This window comes from Brevundimonas sp. P7753 (assembly GCF_013386595.1).
Taxonomy (GTDB): Bacteria; Pseudomonadota; Alphaproteobacteria; order Caulobacterales; family Caulobacteraceae; genus Brevundimonas; species Brevundimonas bullata.
Genome location: NZ_JACARP010000034.1, coordinates 19,563 through 35,695, shown reverse-complemented (window position 1 = coordinate 35,695; position 16,133 = coordinate 19,563). Strand labels below are relative to the sequence as shown.

16 protein-coding genes are annotated in these 16,133 nt (G+C 67.8%); 7 read left to right on the top strand and 9 right to left on the bottom strand.

What is annotated here, in order from left to right; all coding sequences use genetic code 11:
- Positions 1 to 61: 61 nt before the first annotated feature.
- From purD to HX774_RS08365, 3 genes are read right to left on the bottom strand one after another with little or no spacing between them, the layout of a single operon-like run.
- A complete protein-coding gene (purD, locus tag HX774_RS08375; protein WP_178825904.1) occupies positions 62 to 1,339 on the bottom strand; it encodes a phosphoribosylamine--glycine ligase in 1,278 nt (425 codons plus the stop codon).
- A gap of 48 nt (positions 1,340 to 1,387) precedes the next feature.
- The gene (locus tag HX774_RS08370; protein ID WP_178825902.1) at positions 1,388 to 1,828 is read right to left on the bottom strand and encodes a PRC-barrel domain-containing protein; all 441 of its coding nucleotides are present in this window, start codon (positions 1,826 to 1,828) and stop codon (positions 1,388 to 1,390) included.
- A 13-nt stretch (positions 1,829 to 1,841) separates the two neighbouring features.
- A complete protein-coding gene (locus HX774_RS08365; protein WP_178825900.1) occupies positions 1,842 to 2,003 on the bottom strand; it encodes a hypothetical protein in 162 nt (53 codons plus the stop codon).
- A 65-nt stretch (positions 2,004 to 2,068) separates the two neighbouring features.
- Here HX774_RS08365 and xseA point away from each other — a divergent pair, with 65 nt between their 5' ends.
- The 3 genes from xseA to HX774_RS08350 all read left to right on the top strand — a co-directional run bounded on the left by xseA (position 2,069) and on the right by HX774_RS08350 (position 4,461).
- A complete protein-coding gene (gene xseA, locus HX774_RS08360) occupies positions 2,069 to 3,550 on the top strand; it encodes an exodeoxyribonuclease VII large subunit (protein ID WP_178825898.1) in 1,482 nt (493 codons plus the stop codon).
- Positions 3,551 to 3,685: 135 nt separating this feature from the next.
- On the top strand, positions 3,686 to 3,898 hold the full coding sequence (locus HX774_RS08355) for a DUF2093 domain-containing protein (RefSeq protein ID WP_114817850.1): 213 nt from the start codon (positions 3,686 to 3,688) through the stop codon (positions 3,896 to 3,898).
- A gap of 65 nt (positions 3,899 to 3,963) precedes the next feature.
- Positions 3,964 to 4,461 carry a response regulator gene (locus tag HX774_RS08350; RefSeq protein ID WP_178825896.1) on the top strand — a complete coding sequence of 166 codons (498 nt, stop codon included), beginning with the start codon at positions 3,964 to 3,966 and terminating at the stop codon, positions 4,459 to 4,461.
- Here HX774_RS08350 and HX774_RS08345 read toward each other — a convergent pair.
- Complete coding sequence (locus HX774_RS08345; RefSeq protein ID WP_178825894.1) at positions 4,458 to 5,423, bottom strand: lysophospholipid acyltransferase family protein; 966 nt, start codon at positions 5,421 to 5,423, stop codon at positions 4,458 to 4,460. The genes HX774_RS08350 and HX774_RS08345 overlap by 4 nt on opposite strands.
- Positions 5,413 to 6,183 carry an SDR family oxidoreductase gene (locus HX774_RS08340; protein WP_178825892.1) on the bottom strand — a complete coding sequence of 257 codons (771 nt, stop codon included), beginning with the start codon at positions 6,181 to 6,183 and terminating at the stop codon, positions 5,413 to 5,415. The genes HX774_RS08345 and HX774_RS08340 overlap by 11 nt, the downstream gene beginning before the upstream one ends.
- A 111-nt stretch (positions 6,184 to 6,294) precedes the next feature.
- Here HX774_RS08340 and HX774_RS08335 point away from each other — a divergent pair, with 111 nt between their 5' ends.
- Positions 6,295 to 7,563 (top strand): EAL domain-containing protein, encoded by a 1,269-nt coding sequence (locus HX774_RS08335; protein ID WP_114817846.1) that lies wholly within the window; start codon positions 6,295 to 6,297, stop codon positions 7,561 to 7,563.
- A gap of 215 nt (positions 7,564 to 7,778) precedes the next feature.
- Positions 7,779 to 8,474 carry a 2OG-Fe(II) oxygenase gene (locus HX774_RS08330; protein WP_178825890.1) on the top strand — a complete coding sequence of 232 codons (696 nt, stop codon included), beginning with the start codon at positions 7,779 to 7,781 and terminating at the stop codon, positions 8,472 to 8,474.
- A 200-nt stretch (positions 8,475 to 8,674) separates the two neighbouring features.
- On the opposite strand, the gene ileS is transcribed toward HX774_RS08330, so the two are convergent.
- The gene (ileS, locus tag HX774_RS08325) at positions 8,675 to 11,602 is read right to left on the bottom strand and encodes an isoleucine--tRNA ligase (RefSeq protein ID WP_178825888.1); all 2,928 of its coding nucleotides are present in this window, start codon (positions 11,600 to 11,602) and stop codon (positions 8,675 to 8,677) included.
- A gap of 241 nt (positions 11,603 to 11,843) precedes the next feature.
- Between ileS and HX774_RS08320 the strand changes: the two genes are divergently transcribed.
- A complete protein-coding gene (locus HX774_RS08320) occupies positions 11,844 to 12,398 on the top strand; it encodes a DUF3828 domain-containing protein (RefSeq protein WP_178825886.1) in 555 nt (184 codons plus the stop codon).
- Positions 12,399 to 13,146: 748 nt separating this feature from the next.
- On the opposite strand, the gene HX774_RS08315 is transcribed toward HX774_RS08320, so the two are convergent.
- Genes HX774_RS08315 through HX774_RS08305 form a run of 3 tightly spaced genes read right to left on the bottom strand, consistent with a single transcriptional unit; the run spans position 13,147 to position 15,466 of the window.
- Positions 13,147 to 14,088, bottom strand: coding sequence for a bifunctional riboflavin kinase/FAD synthetase (locus HX774_RS08315; RefSeq protein ID WP_178825884.1), 942 nt, complete (start codon positions 14,086 to 14,088; stop codon positions 13,147 to 13,149).
- An 8-nt stretch (positions 14,089 to 14,096) separates the two neighbouring features.
- Positions 14,097 to 14,558 (bottom strand): MaoC family dehydratase, encoded by a 462-nt coding sequence (locus HX774_RS08310; RefSeq protein ID WP_114817840.1) that lies wholly within the window; start codon positions 14,556 to 14,558, stop codon positions 14,097 to 14,099.
- 38 nt (positions 14,559 to 14,596) lie between these two features.
- The gene (locus HX774_RS08305; protein ID WP_178825882.1) at positions 14,597 to 15,466 is read right to left on the bottom strand and encodes a TIGR01459 family HAD-type hydrolase; all 870 of its coding nucleotides are present in this window, start codon (positions 15,464 to 15,466) and stop codon (positions 14,597 to 14,599) included.
- 110 nt (positions 15,467 to 15,576) lie between these two features.
- On the opposite strand from HX774_RS08305, the gene lspA reads away from it, so the two are divergent.
- On the top strand, positions 15,577 to 16,104 hold the full coding sequence (gene lspA / locus HX774_RS08300; RefSeq protein WP_178825880.1) for a signal peptidase II: 528 nt from the start codon (positions 15,577 to 15,579) through the stop codon (positions 16,102 to 16,104).
- The last annotated feature ends 29 nt before the right edge of the window (positions 16,105 to 16,133 follow it).

Here is a 16,133-nt window from a genome sequence, read left to right as displayed (position 1 = left end):
CCTCGGGACAAGCCCGAGGGTGACGTAGAGTATTTAAGATCAGCGCGGCGGCGCTCTTTCCTTAACGCGGCTCTAGCGCCCGCCAGCCGATGTCGGTGCGGTTGAAGCCGCCGGGCCAGTCGATCCTGGCGATGGCTTCATAGGCGCGTTCGCGGGCCTCGGCGATGTCGGCGCCGTAGGCGCAGACGTTCAGTACGCGACCGCCGGCGGCGACCAGGGTGCCGTCGTCGCGCTTCTTGGTCCCCGCGTGGAAGACCTCGACGTAGGGGCCGAAATCCTGATCGGCGCCGCGAATGACCGAGCCTTCAAGCGGGCTGTCGGGATAGCCCTTGGCCGCCATGACGACGCAGATGACCGTGCCGTCCTTGAACCGGGGCGCAGGGGCCTTGGTCAGGTCGCCGCGGGCGCAGGCCAGCAGCAGGGGCACGATGTCGCCGTCGAAGCGCATCATCAGCACCTGGCATTCCGGGTCGCCGAAGCGGGCGTTGAACTCAACCACCTTGGGGCCTTCGCTCGTCGCCATCAGGCCGGCGTAAAGGACGCCGCGATAGGGCGCGCCCTCCTCCGCCATCTTCTGGATGGTCGGCTGGACCACGCGGTCGTTGGCGGCCTGAACCAGTTCCGGGGTGAAGACCGGCGCCGGGGAATAGGCGCCCATGCCGCCCGTGTTCGGCCCCATGTCGCCGTCGAAGGCGCGCTTGTGGTCCTGGGCGCCGCCGAACAGGACGGCCCGCTGGCCATCGCACAGGGCGAACAGCGAGCCCTCCTCGCCGTCCATGAACTCCTCGATGACGACGCGCGAGCCCGCCGAGCCGAAGCGCCCGCCCAGCATCCGCTCGATCTCGGCCTCGGCGTCCTGCCTGTCGGGGCTGATGGCCACGCCCTTGCCCGCCGCCAGACCGTCGGCCTTGATGACATAGGGGGCGGAATAGTTGTTCAGCGCCCCCTTGGCCGAGGCGGTGTCCTCATAGACGCCGTAACCCGCCGTCGGGATGCCGTGACGTTGCAGGAAGGCCTTGGAGAAGGCCTTTGAGGTTTCCAGCTGCGCCGCCTTGGCGGTCGGGCCGAAGCAGGGAATGCCCGCCGCGTTCAGCCGGTCGGCCAGGCCCTCGGCCAGGGCCGATTCCGGGCCGACCACGACCAGGTCCGCCTTCATCTCGCGCGCCAGGGCGGCCAGGCCCTCGGCGTCGGTGGCCTTGAACTCGGGCCGCAGCTCGGCGTGCTTGGCCATGCCAGGATTGCCGGGCGCGGCGACGAGCCGCGTGACCAGCGGCGACTGGGCGATCTTCCAGGCCAGGGCGTGCTCACGCCCCCCCGATCCGACGAGCAGAATGTTCATGCTCGCGAAATGACCGGCCCAGCCGCCGCGGTCAAGCGGCAGAAAGGGTTACTGCGCCGGCGGCGTCCAGCGCGGCAGGGCCGCCAGCTGCTGCGCCGTCAGGTCGGTGGTGAGGTCCTTGTCGGCGCCGTTGTTGCGCGCCAGGCTGCGAACCTGATCGACCGGCACCTGCACCTTGACGTCGCCCGGGCCGTCCAGCTCGACCACGAGGTGGGTCAGCTTGCCCGAGGCGTCCAGCACCAGGGCCTCGACATCGCCTAGGTCGGTGTTGTCGGCGGCGATCAGATCGGCGTCCTCAAGCTGCTGGCGCGACATGCCAAAGGCCAGGGCGGCGTTGGTCGTGGCCAGATCGGCGCGGTTCTCAGTCACCGGCGCAGGCTGCGCCCCCGACGCCGGAGCCTGAACCACGTCGTCGGTGCGATTGTCGCCGCAGGCGGCCAGGGCCATCAGGGCGGCGGCGGAAACAGCGGTCAGGGCGATGGTCTTCATGAAGCTCTCCGTTTCAGAACAGGGCCGAGGCGACATAGACGGACGCCCCCAGCAAGAGGATGACGCCGAGCACCAACCAGGGACTGACCGCAGGCGTTTGGCTGCGTCGCGACAGCTGCTGCTCTCGCGGCGCGCGGTCGGCGGGATCGGTTCCGGGCGGATCGGCGGGTTCCATGGTCAAGCCAACGAGCAGGGCCGCTGCCCGTTCCCGCCCGCGACGACACGGGCTAAGGTGACGTTATGATCTCTGACGACGACTATGCTTTCGAAGGCCCCGCCGAGGCGCCCGCCGCCGCGCGCGACAACAACCCGCCCCTGTCGATCTCGGAGCTGAGCTTCGCGCTGAAGCGGACGCTGGAGGACCGATTCGGCCATGTGCGGCTGCGTGGCGAGATCTCCAAGGTGAGCCGTCATGCCTCGGGCCACGTCTATCTGACGCTGAAGGACGACAAGGCAGCTATCGACGGGGTCATCTGGAAGGGCGTGGTCCGGGGGCTGGGCGCCCAGCCGGAAAGCGGGCTGGAAGTCATCGTCACCGGCAAGATCACCTCCTACCCGGCGCGGTCATCGTACCAGATCGTCATCGAGAGCATGGAGCCGGCGGGCGCGGGCGCCCTGCTGGCCCAGTTGGAACGGCTGAAGGCGCGTCTGCGCGACGAGGGGCTTTTCGAGCCGTCGCGCAAGAAGCCGCTGCCGACCTTCCCGGCGACCATCGGGGTGATCACCAGCCCGACCGGGGCCGTGATCCGCGACATCCTGCACCGCATCGCCGAGCGCTGGCCGTGTCGCGTCATCGTCTGGCCGGTGGTGGTTCAGGGCGACGCCGCCAGCGGTCAGGTGGCAAAGGCCATCCGCGGCTTCGATCAGATGACGCCGGACGGCCCTATTCCCCGCCCCGATCTGCTGATCGTGGCGCGCGGCGGCGGCTCGGTCGAGGACCTGTGGTGCTTCAACGACGAGGGCCTGGCCCGCACCGTGGCCGAGGCCCGCATCCCCATCATCTCGGCCGTGGGGCACGAAACCGACACCACCCTGATCGACTTCGTCTCCGACCGTCGCGCGCCCACGCCGACCGGCGCCGCCGAGATCGCCACCCCGGTCCTGGCCGACCTGCGCTGGGCGCTGAGCGATTTGGAGGGTCGACTGGCCCGGTCGGGGTCGCGTTTGCTGGAGGACCGCCGCACCCGGCTGCGTGCGGCCGCGCGCGGCCTGCCCGCCCGGCCCGAAGACCTGCTGGCCCTGCCGCAACAGCGGCTCGATCACGCCGCCAGCCGTCTGGGGTCGGGTCTGCATCGCAACGTCGCCGTGCACGAGCGCCAGTTGGCCGTGGTCGGCGGACGCCTGTCCAAGGGCCTGCTGGACCGCGCCATCGAGCGACGCGGCGACCGGCTGGCCGCCTATGCCGACCGCTTCGGCCCGGCGATGAAGCGGCGGCTGGATCGCGACGAGACCCGCCTGGCCGCCCTGTCGCGGGCGCTGGCGACGCTGGACCCCAAGCGGCCCAAGCCCGGCTTCGCCCGCATCGAGGACGCCGAGGGCGCCATGATCGCCTCGGCCGCCGCCCTGTCGCCGGGCCAGGCGGTCCGCATCGTCTTCGGCGACGGCGCCAGGGAGGCGACCATCGACGGCGAAGGCGTAGCCCCTCGGTCGGGTGCCACGCCTGCGCCCAAGCCGACGCCTCGTCCGAAGGCGCCGGCGGCAGGTCAGGGCGACCTCTTTTAGATTTTCATCCGCTCATCCCCGCGGAGGCGGGGATGAGCGGTTTTTGGTTCACCCACCCGCCACGACTTCGTCTTCTTTGAGATGACGGCGATTCGGCTCTCGTCTCGCGCCGCGACCCGTGCCAATCATCGATCCATGACGACGCCTGCTTCGCCTCCCGTTTCGCCCTCGCCCGCCACGCTGCATTACGGCGACGGCGAGTTCGCCGTGCTGCGCCCCGGCGCCTATGTGGCCTGCGCCGTCAGCGGCGTGCCGATTCCGCTGGCCGCCCTGCGTTACTGGTCCGTCGAACGCCAGGAAGCCTACGCCAGTCCGCTGGAATTCATGGCCGCCGTGCGCGACGCCTGACGTCAGCGACCCTCCGCTTCTTGATGCCGTTCGGTCCTGCCGTCTGTCAGATTGTGTCGTAACCCATGTCCGCCTTGCAATCGCTCGACGTCCTGCTCGCGGACGACAATCCCAATATGCGGTCCATCATCTTCGCCATGCTGAAGTCCATCGGCGTGACCAAGCTGCGTGAGGTGGCCGACGGCTCCGCAGCGCTGGAGGCGCTGAACGCCCGTCCCGCCGATCTGGCCATCGTCGACTTCAGGATGCTGCCGGTGGACGGAGTGACCTTCACCCAACTGATCCGCACCGCCCCGGACAGCCCCAATCCCTATCTGCCGATCATCATGATGACAGGCCATTCCGAGCACCGACGCGTGGCCCAGGCGCGCGACGCCGGAGTGACCGAGTTCCTGGTCAAGCCGGTCACGCCCCTGGCCCTGCTGACCCGAATCCAGTCCGTCATCCTGCATCCGCGCGAATTCATCAGAAGCGACAGCTATTTCGGCCCTGACCGCCGCCGCACCCAGCCGGAAGCCTACGCCGGGCCGTTCCGACGCGTCAGCGACGCCGTGATCGACTAGGTTTCGGAAGCCCTCAGCGCCGCATAGACCTTGGCCGGCCAGCGCTTGTGGACCCAGAACCAGTCCACCGGATGCTCGCGCACCCGATCCTCGACGAAACGGTTGACCGCCTGAACGCCGGCCAAAACGTCAGCGGCCTTGTCGCCCGTATCCGGCACGGTGATCGGCTCATGCGCGGTCACGCGGAAACGCACGCCGGGCAGGCGCACCACCGACAGGGGCTGGATCACGGTGCCGAACTTCAGCGCCAGCCGGGCCGCGCCGGGCGAGGCGTTGACCGGCTGACCGAAGAACTCGACCTCCGGCCCCTGATCGTATTTCTGATCGACAAGCAGGGCGACCGACTCGCCGCGCTTCATGCCCGCCATCAGCTCGCGCGTGCCGTCGCCCTTGGGCGCGAACAGCTTGATGCCGTAACGCGCACGGCTCTGGCGAATCTGGACCTCGACGTAGGGATTGTTGGCCGCGCGATAGGTGACCTGGCACGGCACGCCCGCCGCCAGGATCGCCGAGGCCATGATCTCGAAATTGGCCAGATGACCCGAGGCGAACACCACCGGGCGACCGCTGTCCCGGATGGCGTGCAAACGCTCGAAACCGACCAGGTCGATACGACCGCTGCTGGGCGTCAGACGGTCCATGACCGCCATTTCGGCGAAGGTGCGCCCGGTCTGCTCCCACTGATCAATCGCCAGGCGGTCGCGCTCGGCGGCGTCTATATCGGGGAAGGCGATGCGCAGGTTGCGCGTCACCGTCCTATGCGTGCCGGTCAGCGGGCCGAGCGTCCGCAGCAGCTTGCCGCCGAAACCCGACGCCCGCTCGACGCCCAGCGCCCGCAGGAGACCGAACAGCGCCGCGAAGGCGACCGCTTCCAGCCGCCAGTTCAGGTCCTGGAAAAACCCGATCTTTTTATGTGCGCTATCGCCCTTCGGGCTGCTTGAGCGTTGTTCTTCACCAGGCAATCGTCAGTCCGCCGTCCACGACCAGGGTCTGTCCGGTCACATAGGCCGAGGCAGGGCTGCACAGATAGACCGCCGTGCCCGCGATTTCATCAGGCTGGCCGATCCTTTTCAACGGGGCGGGTTCCGTCACCGTCTTCAGCAGCTCCGGGTTCTCCCACAGGTATTTGGCGAAATCGGTCTGGACCAGGCCGGGGGCGATGCAGTTCACCCGCACGTTCGACGGGCCGTATTCGACCGCCAGATTGCGCGCCAGCTGCATGTCGGCGGCCTTGGAGATGTTGTATGCGCCGATCAGGGCGTTCCCACGAAGCCCGCCGATGGACGAGATGATCAGGATCGCCCCGTCTTTCCGCTCCAGCATCTGCGGCGCGACCATCTGGATCAGCCAGTGGTTGGAGATGACGTTGTTCTGAAGGATCTTCTCGAACTGGTCGTCGGCGATGCCCGCCATCGGTCCGGCATAGGGATTGGTCGCGGCGTTGCAGACCAGGATGTCGATCTGGCCAAAGGCGGCCCTGGTCTCGTCCGTCAGCCGTTGCAGGTCTTCTTTCGAGGCGATGTTGGCGGGGATGGCGATGGCGCGGCCCTCGCCGTGCCTGGCGTTGATCGCGCCGGCGACCTCTTCGCAGGGCCCGGCCTTGCGCGAGGAGATGACGACGCGGGCGCCGTGCTCAGCCAGACGCTCGGCTATGGCCTTGCCAATGCCCTTGGACGAGCCGGTGATGATGGCGACCTTGCCGCTCAGATCAAACAATTCCACGCCTAAACCTCCCATTTGGTCGGATTTCTGTGTCCGAACCCTAGCCGTTACCTCTAGTTACCCTGATACTTGGCCGATTCCATACGGGAAAGGCGGTTCAACACCGGCCCCATGCGCAAGATTACCGGCGGTTTTCTGTTCTTCGGCTACCTCTTCCTGTCCCTGACCATCGGGGCGGCGATCTGGCGCGCCGGTATGGGCGCGGGCGCGGGCGCCGCCGGGGTGCTGGGCGCCCTGGGGGTTCTGGTCGGGCTGCACGCCGCCGTGTCAGGGGTTCTGGACCGTCGCGCCCTGCGCAAGGAGATCGCCAAGGTCCGCGAGGCGCACCGCCTGCTGGCCGATGCCATGGAGTCGACGCAAGGCGCCCTGACCGAACTGGCCGAGGCCATCGAGAGCGGCGCCCTGTCCAAGACCGAGGCCCTGACCGGCGAGGTGCGGATGCTGGAGGGTCTGGTCCAGCAGATGAGCGAGTCGATCGACGAGCGTCTGGCGACCTCGCCCATCACCGCCGACACCTATGAGGGCCGTCGCCAGGTTCAGTCCAACACCCTGCTGAAGACCGTCCACGACGCCCTGACGGAAAACCGCATCGACCTCTATCTGCAGCCGGTCGTCACCCTGCCCCAGCGCCGGACCGTCTTCTACGAGAGCTTCACCCGCCTGCGCGACCCGTCCAACCGGGTCATGATGCCCGCCGAGTACCTGTCGGTGGCCGAGGGCGAGGGCCTGCTGCCCGCCATCGACAACCTGCTGCTGTTCCGCTGCGCCCAGATCGTGCGCCGCCTCGCGCGTCAGGATCGCAAGGTCGGCGTCTTCTGCAACGTGTCGCTGGCCTCGCTGGGCGACGAGACCTTCTTCCCCCAGTTCCTCGACTTCCTCAGCCAGAACCGCGACCTGAAGGACGCCCTGATCTTCGAACTGGGTCAGGCGACTTTCGATGCGCGCGGCGCCGCCGAGGCCCGAAACATGGCCAAGCTGGCGGACCTGGGCTTCCGCTTCTCCATCGACAAGGTGCAGACGCTGGATCTGGACTTCGCCGACCTGCAACGCTCGGACGTGCGCTTCATCAAGGTCGCCGCCGACCTGCTGATCGAACAACTACTGGACCTGGACGGCGCCGCGCCCCTGCCGACCCAGCCCGACATCCAGGCCGCCGACTTCGCGCCTCTGACCCGTCGCTACGGCCTCGAACTGATCGCCGAGAAGGTCGAGAGCGAGAAGCAGGTGGTCGACATCCTCGAACTCGACATCGGCATGGGCCAGGGCCACCTGTTCGGCGAGCCCCGCGCCATCAAGGAAGCCGTGCTGGCCGAGACCGACCCGCCCGCCGAGTTCGTCCGCACCACGCTGAAGTCGGCCGAGCAGCGCCGCCGGTTCTAGGCCGCCCCTTTCCTCCCCATTCGTGGGGAGGGGGACCGCGTAGCGGTGGAGGGGGCGACGCCGCCCTGTCCTATTCCGCGCTCCCTACATCAACCGTCCCGCCGCCCCCTCCGTCACGGACGCTACGCGTCCGCGCCACCTCCCCATGAAATGGGGCGGAAAGAAGAGGCCGATAACCGCCAGACAGCGACAGCCAACGCAGCGTTCATGCGCTCATGACCGACGCCGCTTCTCCCCTCGACTGGCCCCGCATCGCCGATGATCTGAACGCCCAGGGTTGGGCGACTGTCGGCCCGCTGCTGACGTCCGCGACCTGTGAGGCCCTGCAAGCCCTCTACGACCAGCCCGAGCGGTTCCGCAGCCGTATCCTCATGCAGCGGCACGGCTTTGGGCAGGGCGAGTATCAGTATTTCGACAATCCCTTGCCCGATCCCCTGCCCCGGCTGCGGGCACGGCTCTATGCGGGTCTGGCGCCCATCGCCAACGGCTGGGCGGCGCGGCTGGAGCGGCCGGGCTTTCCCGACAGTCTGGATGAGCTAACCGCCCAATGCCAAGCGGCGGGCCAGACGCGGCCGACCTCGCTGATGCTGCGCTACGGTCCCGGCGACTACAACCGGCTGCATCAGGACCTCTATGGCGATCTGGTCTTCCCCTTGCAGGCGGCGATCCTGCTCAGCGATACCGGCGAGTTCGAAGGCGGCGAGTTCGTGCTGGTCGAGCAGAAGCCGCGATCGCAGTCACAAGCCCACGTCGTGCCGCTGAAACAGGGCGAGGCGGTGATCTTCACCGTGCGCGACCGTCCGGTTGCAGGGACGCGCGGCGATTATCGCGTCCAGATGCGCCACGGGGTCAGCAGGGTAAGGGCAGGCCAGCGGATGACGCTGGAGCTGATTTTTCATGATGCCAGTTGAGCAGCTTCTTTCCTCCCCATTTCATGGGGAGGTGGCGCGGCGCGCAGCGACGCGACGGAGGGGGCGGCGCTACGGCCGATAGCAATAGCGCGAAATCGGGACAGGGCGGCGTCGCCCCCTCCACCACTTCGTGGTCCCCCTCCCCATGGAATGGGGAGGAAAGAAAAGGCCCCTCCGCCGGAGCGAAGGGGCCTGATCCCTTAAGCCTTGTGCGCGTCCAGCCAGCGGACGGCGTCAGCGTCGCGGGCCGACAGGTCGGGGAAGTCGGCGTCGGAGCCGACGTCAGGGACGCGGCGCCAGGAGCGGGCGCACTTGGGATGGTCGGCCAGCTTGACCTCGACGGTGACGGCGTCGCCGCCGACCGCCAGTTCGGCGCCCGAGGTGCGGAAGACCTCGGCGGCGTCCAGGCCCTCGAAGGGCGCCAGCAGCTCAGCCGGGGCCGTGACCACCGGCCAGGCGTCCAGGGCGCCGCCGATCAGCTTGTCGCGACGGGCCGCTTCCAGCGCCTCGTTGACCACTTCCAGCACCGTGTTGACCCCGGCCCAACGCTCGGCCTCGGCCGGGTTGCGCCATTCGCCCGGCGTTTCCGGGATGACGCGGGCGCAGTTGGTTCCGGCTTCCGGGAAGCGGGTGGTCCAGGCCTCTTCCATGGTGAAGGGCGTCAGCGGGGCCAGCCAGGCGGTCAGGCGCATGAAGACCTCGTCCATCACCGTGCGGACGGCGCGGCGGCGGACGCTGTCGGGACGGTCGCAATAGAGGCTGTCCTTGCGCACGTCGAAATAGAGCGCCGACAGGTCGCCCGAGCAGAACTCCAGCACCGGACGGACCACATCCTGGAAGCGATAGTCGCGGTAGGCCTCGCGGACCTGAGCGTCCAGTTCGTGCAGACGGTGCAGGATGAACTGTTCCAGCGGCGGCATCTGGTCGTAGGGCAGGCGTTCGGCCTCGTCGAAGCCGTTCAGGGCGCCCAGCAGATAGCGGACCGTGTTGCGCAGCTTGCGATAGGCGTCGACCGTGGTCTGCAGGATCTGCTTCCCGATCCGCTGGTCCTCGGCATAGTCCACCAGGGCGACCCAAAGACGCAGGATGTCGGCGCCCGACTCCTTGATGACGACGGCCGGGTCGGTGGTGTTTCCACGCGACTTCGACATCTTCTCGCCGTTCTCGTCCTGGGTGAAGCCGTGGGTCAGGACGGCGTCATAGGGGGCGCGGCCGCGCGTGCCCGAACCCTCCAGCAGGTTGGACTGGAACCAGCCGCGGTGCTGGTCGGAGCCTTCCAGATAGAGGTCGGCGGGCCAGTGCGAGGGGCGGTCGCCGGTGTAGCCGTGAGCCGGATCGCGGGCTTCCAGCGTGAAGGCGTGGGTGCAGCCGGAGTCGAACCAGACGTCGAGGATGTCCTCGACCTTCTCGAAGCGGTCGGCGTCGTGCGCGCCCAGGAAGTCGGCGTCGGGCCGGTCGAACCAGGCGTCGGCGCCACCCTCGGACACGGCCTTCAGGATGCGGGCGTCGACCTCGGGGTCATGCAGGGGCTGGCCCGTCTGCTTGTCCATGAACATGGCCAAGGGCGTGCCCCAAGCGCGCTGGCGGCTGATCAGCCAGTCAGGCCGGCTTTCGACCATGGAGCGGATGCGGTTCTTGCCCGCCGCCGGGTGGAAGGCGGTGGCGTCGATGGCGGTCAGGGCCTTGTCGCGCAGGGTCGCGCCGTCTTCCAGTTCTTCATCCATGCGGATGAACCATTGGGGCGTGTTGCGGAAGATGATGGGGGCCTTGGAGCGCCAGGAGTGCGGATAGGAGTGCTCCATCCGGCCGCGCGCCAGCAGGTTGCCGGCCTCGATCAGCTTTTCCATCACTGCGCCGTTGGCGGGGCCGAACTTGCCGGTCTTCTTGCCCTCGGTCTCCAGCACCTTGAGGCCGGCGAACAGGGGGACGTGGTCGTAATAGGCGCCGTCGGCGTCCACCGTGTCCGGCACCTCGCGGTGGCCGTGGGCCTGCCAGACGGCATAGTCGTCCGCGCCATGGCCCGGCGCGGTGTGGACAAAGCCAGTACCGGCGTCGTCGGTCACATGATCGCCGGCCAGCAGGGGCACGGAGAAGCCGTAGCCGCTGTCGAGCGCCGCCAGCGGGTGGGCGCATTCCAGACCCGAGGGGTTGATGGCGTCGACGCGGGTGAAGCCGCTGATCTTGGCCGCCTTGAATACGTCCTCGGCCAGCTTGTCGGCGATGATGAAGCGGTCGCCGGGCTTGGCCCAGGGCTCGTAGTCCAGGCCCTCTTCCAGAGCCGTGACCTCATAGAGGCCGTAGGCGATCTCGGGGCCGTAGCTGATGGCGCGGTTGGCCGGGATGGTCCAGGGCGTGGTCGTCCAGATCACTACCGAGGGCGTGGCCGCGCGGAAGGACAGCAGGTCGTCGGGGTGGCTGTCGGTCGCGCCGACCACCGGGAACTTGACCCAGATCGTGGGCGAGACGTGGTCGTGATACTCGACCTCGGCATCGGCCAGGGCCGTACGCTCGACCGGCGACCACATGACGGGCTTGGAGCCGCGATACAGCTGGCCCGAGTTCTTGAACTTGTGGAACTCGGCGACGATGGCCGCCTCGGTCGAGAAGTCCATGGTGGCGTAGCGGTTGTCGAAGTCGCCGGTGATGCCCAAGCGCGTGAACTGATCGCGCTGCACGTCGATCCAGCCGGCGGCGTATTCACGGCAGGCCTTGCGGAACTCCGACTTGGACACCTCGTCCTTGCGGCGGCCCTTGGCGCGGAACTGCTCCTCGATCTTCCACTCGATCGGCAGGCCGTGGCAGTCCCAGCCGGGGACGTAGTCGACGTCATAACCCAGCAGGAAGCGCGAGCGGACCACGAAGTCCTTCAGCGTCTTGTTCAGGGCGTGGCCGATGTGGATGTCGCCGTTGGCGTAGGGCGGGCCGTCGTGCAGGACGTAGAGCGGCGCCTTCTGGGCCTGACGCACAGTGCGCAGGTGGCTGTAGAGGTCGCCCCAGGCGGCGATGATCTCCGGCTCCTTCTTGGGCAGCCCGCCCCGCATGGGGAAGGGCGTCTCGGGCAGGAAGACGGTGTCGCGATAGTCGCGGCCCGATGCTTCAGTGGCGGTGTCGTTGGTGGCGTCGGCCATGGGGCAATCTTTGTCTTTAGCGCGGGCGCCGAGGAGGCGGCGCGGACGCAGTCTAGCGTGAAGGCCGTTGAACGGCATCGGCGATATTCGATCCCGACGTGCGCGGGGCTCTACGGCCCTGGCGCTACGCCGGGCGACTAATCGAAATCGGACGGATCACGCGAACGGTCATGGTTGAAACCGTCTAGCAGACCGGGCGGCGCCTGCGCCATAGTCGATGCGAACAGAGGGAGGCGATCAGATGCGCGTTCAGGCGATGACAGCGGCGGCGGTTCTGGCTTTAACGGCGGCCGCCTGCTCGCCCGCCGAGGAGAAGGCGCCCGCCCCCGCCGAAGCGCCGCTGACCGGGCGCGCGGCCATCTACGCCGCCGGAGAGAAGGACGCCGAGGCCTTCGTCCGCGCCCTCTACGCCAACGCCGCCGCGCCTCTGGCGAACGATCCGGCGGCGGCGGCGATCAGCCCCGGACGCGATCCGCTCTATTCGCGCACCCTGAACGCCCTGATCGGCGTCGACTTCCGCGAGGCCCAGTCCCGCAACGAAGTCACCTATCTGAACTATGACCCGATCTGCGCCTGTCAGGACGCCGACGGCTTCGCCCTGACCGCGCTGAAGATGACGCCCGACGGCGACAAGGCCATCGCCGAAGTGACATTCACCAACCACGGCCAGACGCATCAACAGACGCTGAAGCTGGTCAAGGAAGGCCCCATGTGGCGCATCGCCGACGTCATCGACGCCAAGGGCAAGTCCCTGCACGACGCCCTGATGGCCATCGCGGAGAAGGCGGAGGGCTAGCTGCTTGGAATAGCGGCACGGACACTGCGGGTAGTCAGAGCGTTCGACTCGACGGAATTCCGCGACCGGCCGTCCCAAGGTCAAGGTGGCGTTGCGGAGACGCTGTCTAAGTCTTGCAACTGGAGTTTCCGCCAGGCGCGGAGAGCGGGCTTTAATTCTTCACGCGAAATGGGTGCTCGGGATTTCGCCGTACAAAACCATCGACGTCTCGCAGGCGCTCAGGAAACGGCTCAGCGGCGCCTTTCAGGGTCGGCGAGTTGAAAAAGCGAAAGCCTGCCGACCAGAGGGCATCGACCTTTCCCCACTGTTCCCTGTCAGCCTTCCTTGGAACCCTAAATGCCCGCCCCATCCACCTAAGAGCTTCACCACACTCAGGGCATTTGGCGGTGGAACCATCGGCTAGTTTCCAAGACTTTCGACATCCGAAACAGGCATGGGGCCAGAGGCACTCCGTCCCTCGATGTCGCGGCAGCACAGAAGGAGCAGGGAGCACCCTGTTCCCAACCTCGCGCCGAATGTGCATGCGCTCCGCTTTCGAGGGACCATCCATCCTTGGATCATGCCCAGCAAATTTGATGTCCGCAACGGATCGCTAGCCGCCCCCTCACCGCTGTCACCCCGGACGACCCGGAGGGGCGATCCGGGGCCCAGGCGCGAGACCTAATGGTGCGGGCGTAGGCGTATCGACTGCCTGGGTTCCGGGTTCGCTGCGCGCCCCGGAATGACGGCAAACGGGTGGGCCGCCGCTTCAGGCCAGAAGGGCGCGCGCCGCTGCCGCGTCCGCTTCGATCTGAATCTTGAGCGCGTCCAGGCCGTCGAACTTCATCTCGCCGCGCAGGAAGGCGATCAGTTCGGTTTCGAGGGTCTGGCCGTAGAGGCTTTCGTTGAAGTCCAGCAGCCAGACTTCCAGCAGGGGTTGTTCGATCTCGAACATGGGGCGGACGCCCAGGTTGGCGACGCCCTTGATGACCCGGCCGTCCGGCAGGCGGGTGCGGGTGGCGTAAACTCCATAGGCCGGGCGCATATAGTCGCCCATGGCGATGTTGGCGGTGGGCACGCCGATGGTGCGGCCGCGCTTGTCGCCGTGGATCACCTCGCCCTGGATGGCGAAGGGGCGGCCCAGGATGGCGGCGGCGCGGTCCATGTCGCCGGCCTTCAGCGCCTCGCGCACGGCGGAGGACGACAGCTTCAGCCCCGAGACGTCGTCGATGCGGTCGGTGACGGAGACGGTGAAGCCCAGCTCCTGTCCATAGGTCCGCAGCGCCTCGGGCGAGCCGGAGCGGCCCTTGCCGAAGGTGAAGTCGAAGCCGACGGCGGCGTGGGCGACGCCCAGCCCCTCGGACAGGACGCGGCGGGCGAACTCTTCGTCCGTCATCCCCGCCATCTCGCGGTCGAAGGGGATCAGGTACAGGCGGTCGACGCCGAGCGGCGCCATGGCGCGGGCCATCTGGTCCGCCGTCATCAGGCGAAAGGGGGCGGCCTCGGGCTGGAACAGACGGCGCGGATGCGGGTCGAAGCTGACCACGGCCAGGGGCGCGCCCAGACGCTGGGCGGCGGCGCGGGCCGAGGCGATCACCGCCTGATGGCCCCGATGCACCCCGTCAAAGGCGCCGACGGCCACCGCCGCCCCGCGCTGCGAGGCCGGCAGGTCGCGCCAGTCGCGAATGACCTCAACCGTCTTGGAGACCACAGGAGACCTCAGCGGGCGGAGGGCTTACGCCGACGCGGCACGCGCACGACGGCGACCCCGTCCATGATCAGCTTGTCGCCGACAAAGCCTTCGCACTTCAACTCGACGCGGGCGCTGTCGGTCTCCAACTCGATCACCGTGATGACGATGCGGACCGAGTCGCCGATGCGCACCGGGAAATGGAAGGACAGGGTCTGCGAAATATAGATGGAGCCTGCGCCCGGCAGGATGGTGCCGACCACGGCCGAACCGAAGGCGGCGCTGAGCAGGCCGTGCGCGATGCGTCCGCGATAGGCCGTCTTGGCGGCGAATTCCTCGTCCAGATGCACCGGATTGAAGTCGTCCGACGCCTCGGCGAACAGGCGAATCCGGTCCTCGGTGACGTGGACGGTCTTCTCTGCGGCCATGCCGACGTGGAGTTCATCGAGGATGTAACCGCCCGACGGATGCTGTGTGACGTATTCGACCATCAGCGGCCTTTACGGCAGGTGCGACGAAATGGCGAGCCTCACCACGCCAGTTCGAGCGCGGCGTAGCGGGCGAAGGTCGTCTCTGCCCGGAGCAATTCCCCGGCCAGGGCCGGATCGAGGGTTCCGTCCGCCCCCTTGGCGGCGTCGCCGTGGATGCCTTGCGCGATAAACAGGCAGTCCAGCGCCTGCTCGGCGGCGCCCAGAACATCGGTGACTACGCCGTCGCCGATGCACAGGACGCGCGAGCGATCGACGGGACGGCCCATCAGGGTCTGGGCCTCGCGCAGGGCCAGTTCGTAGATGGGTCCAAACGGCTTGCCCGCCATGACCACGCGTCCGCCCATGGATTCGTAGAGGTCGGCGATGGCGCCGCCGCAATAGATGATGCTGTCGCCCTTCTGCACGATGCGGTCGGGGTTGGCGCAGATCAGCTCCAGATCGCGTTCGACGGCGGGGATCAGGCGCCCGCGGTAGTCCTCGGGCGTCTCGGTCGCGTCGTTGTAGGGGCCGGTGACGGAGATGAAGGCCGCGTCCTCGGCGCCGTGGGCGCTGGTCAGGTTCAGCCCCTCATAGAGGACGAAGTCGCGATCCGGGCCGATGATCCAGGCCGGGCCGGGGGCGCGGCGGGCCAGTTCGGCGCGGGTGGCGTCGCCCGAGGTGACGAAGGCCTTCCAGGCGTCGCGCGGCACGCCCAGGGCGTCCAGCTGCGCCACCACGTCCGACGAGGGGCGCGGCGAGTTGGAGATGAGGACGACATGGCCGCCCTTGGCGTTGAAATCGGCCAGGGCGGTGCAGGCCGTCGGCCAGCTCTCGCGGCCGTTGTGGATCACGCCCCAGACGTCGCACAGCAGGATGTCATAGTCGTCGGCGACGGCGGACAGGCGAGGCAGGGCGTGAGGCAGGGTCATGGCCCGGTTATAGCCCCCAGAACGCCGGGGGGAAGGCCGCAACCGCCCTCCTCTCCTGTTCGCTTTTCCCTCTTCGCCCTCGCCTCTCTTCCTGCTAACCGGCTTGGGACATGAAAATTTCTCGCCTCGCCTATGCCGCCTACGGCATCGCCCTCGTCGTCATCGTGCTGGACCAGTTAACCAAGGCCTGGGTCCTGGGCGCCATCGACGCGGCGCACATCTCGCAGATTCCCGACGGCTATCGTATCGCCGAAGTCGCCCCGCCCCTGTTCAACCTGACCTATGTGCTGAACACCGGCGTCAGCTTCGGCCTGTTCGGCGGCGGCGCGGGTCGCTGGGTCCTGAGCGTCTTCTCGGTTCTGGTGGCGTGCGCCCTGGCCTGGTGGGCGACGCGCTCGGACCGCAAGCTGATGATCGCGGCCATCGGCCTGGTCATGGGCGGCGCGCTCGGCAACGTCTTTGACCGCATCCGTTTCGGCGGGGTCGTGGACTTCCTCGATTTTTCGGGATCGGGCCTGTTTCCCTGGATCTTCAACATCGCCGACGCCGGCATCACGGTCGGCGTGGTCCTGCTGATCCTGGACAGCTTCCTCTCCGAACGTCGTCCAACGGTTGGCGCGGCCAACGAAAAGTCGTAATCACCCCCTCTTCACTGTCGTCCCGAGCC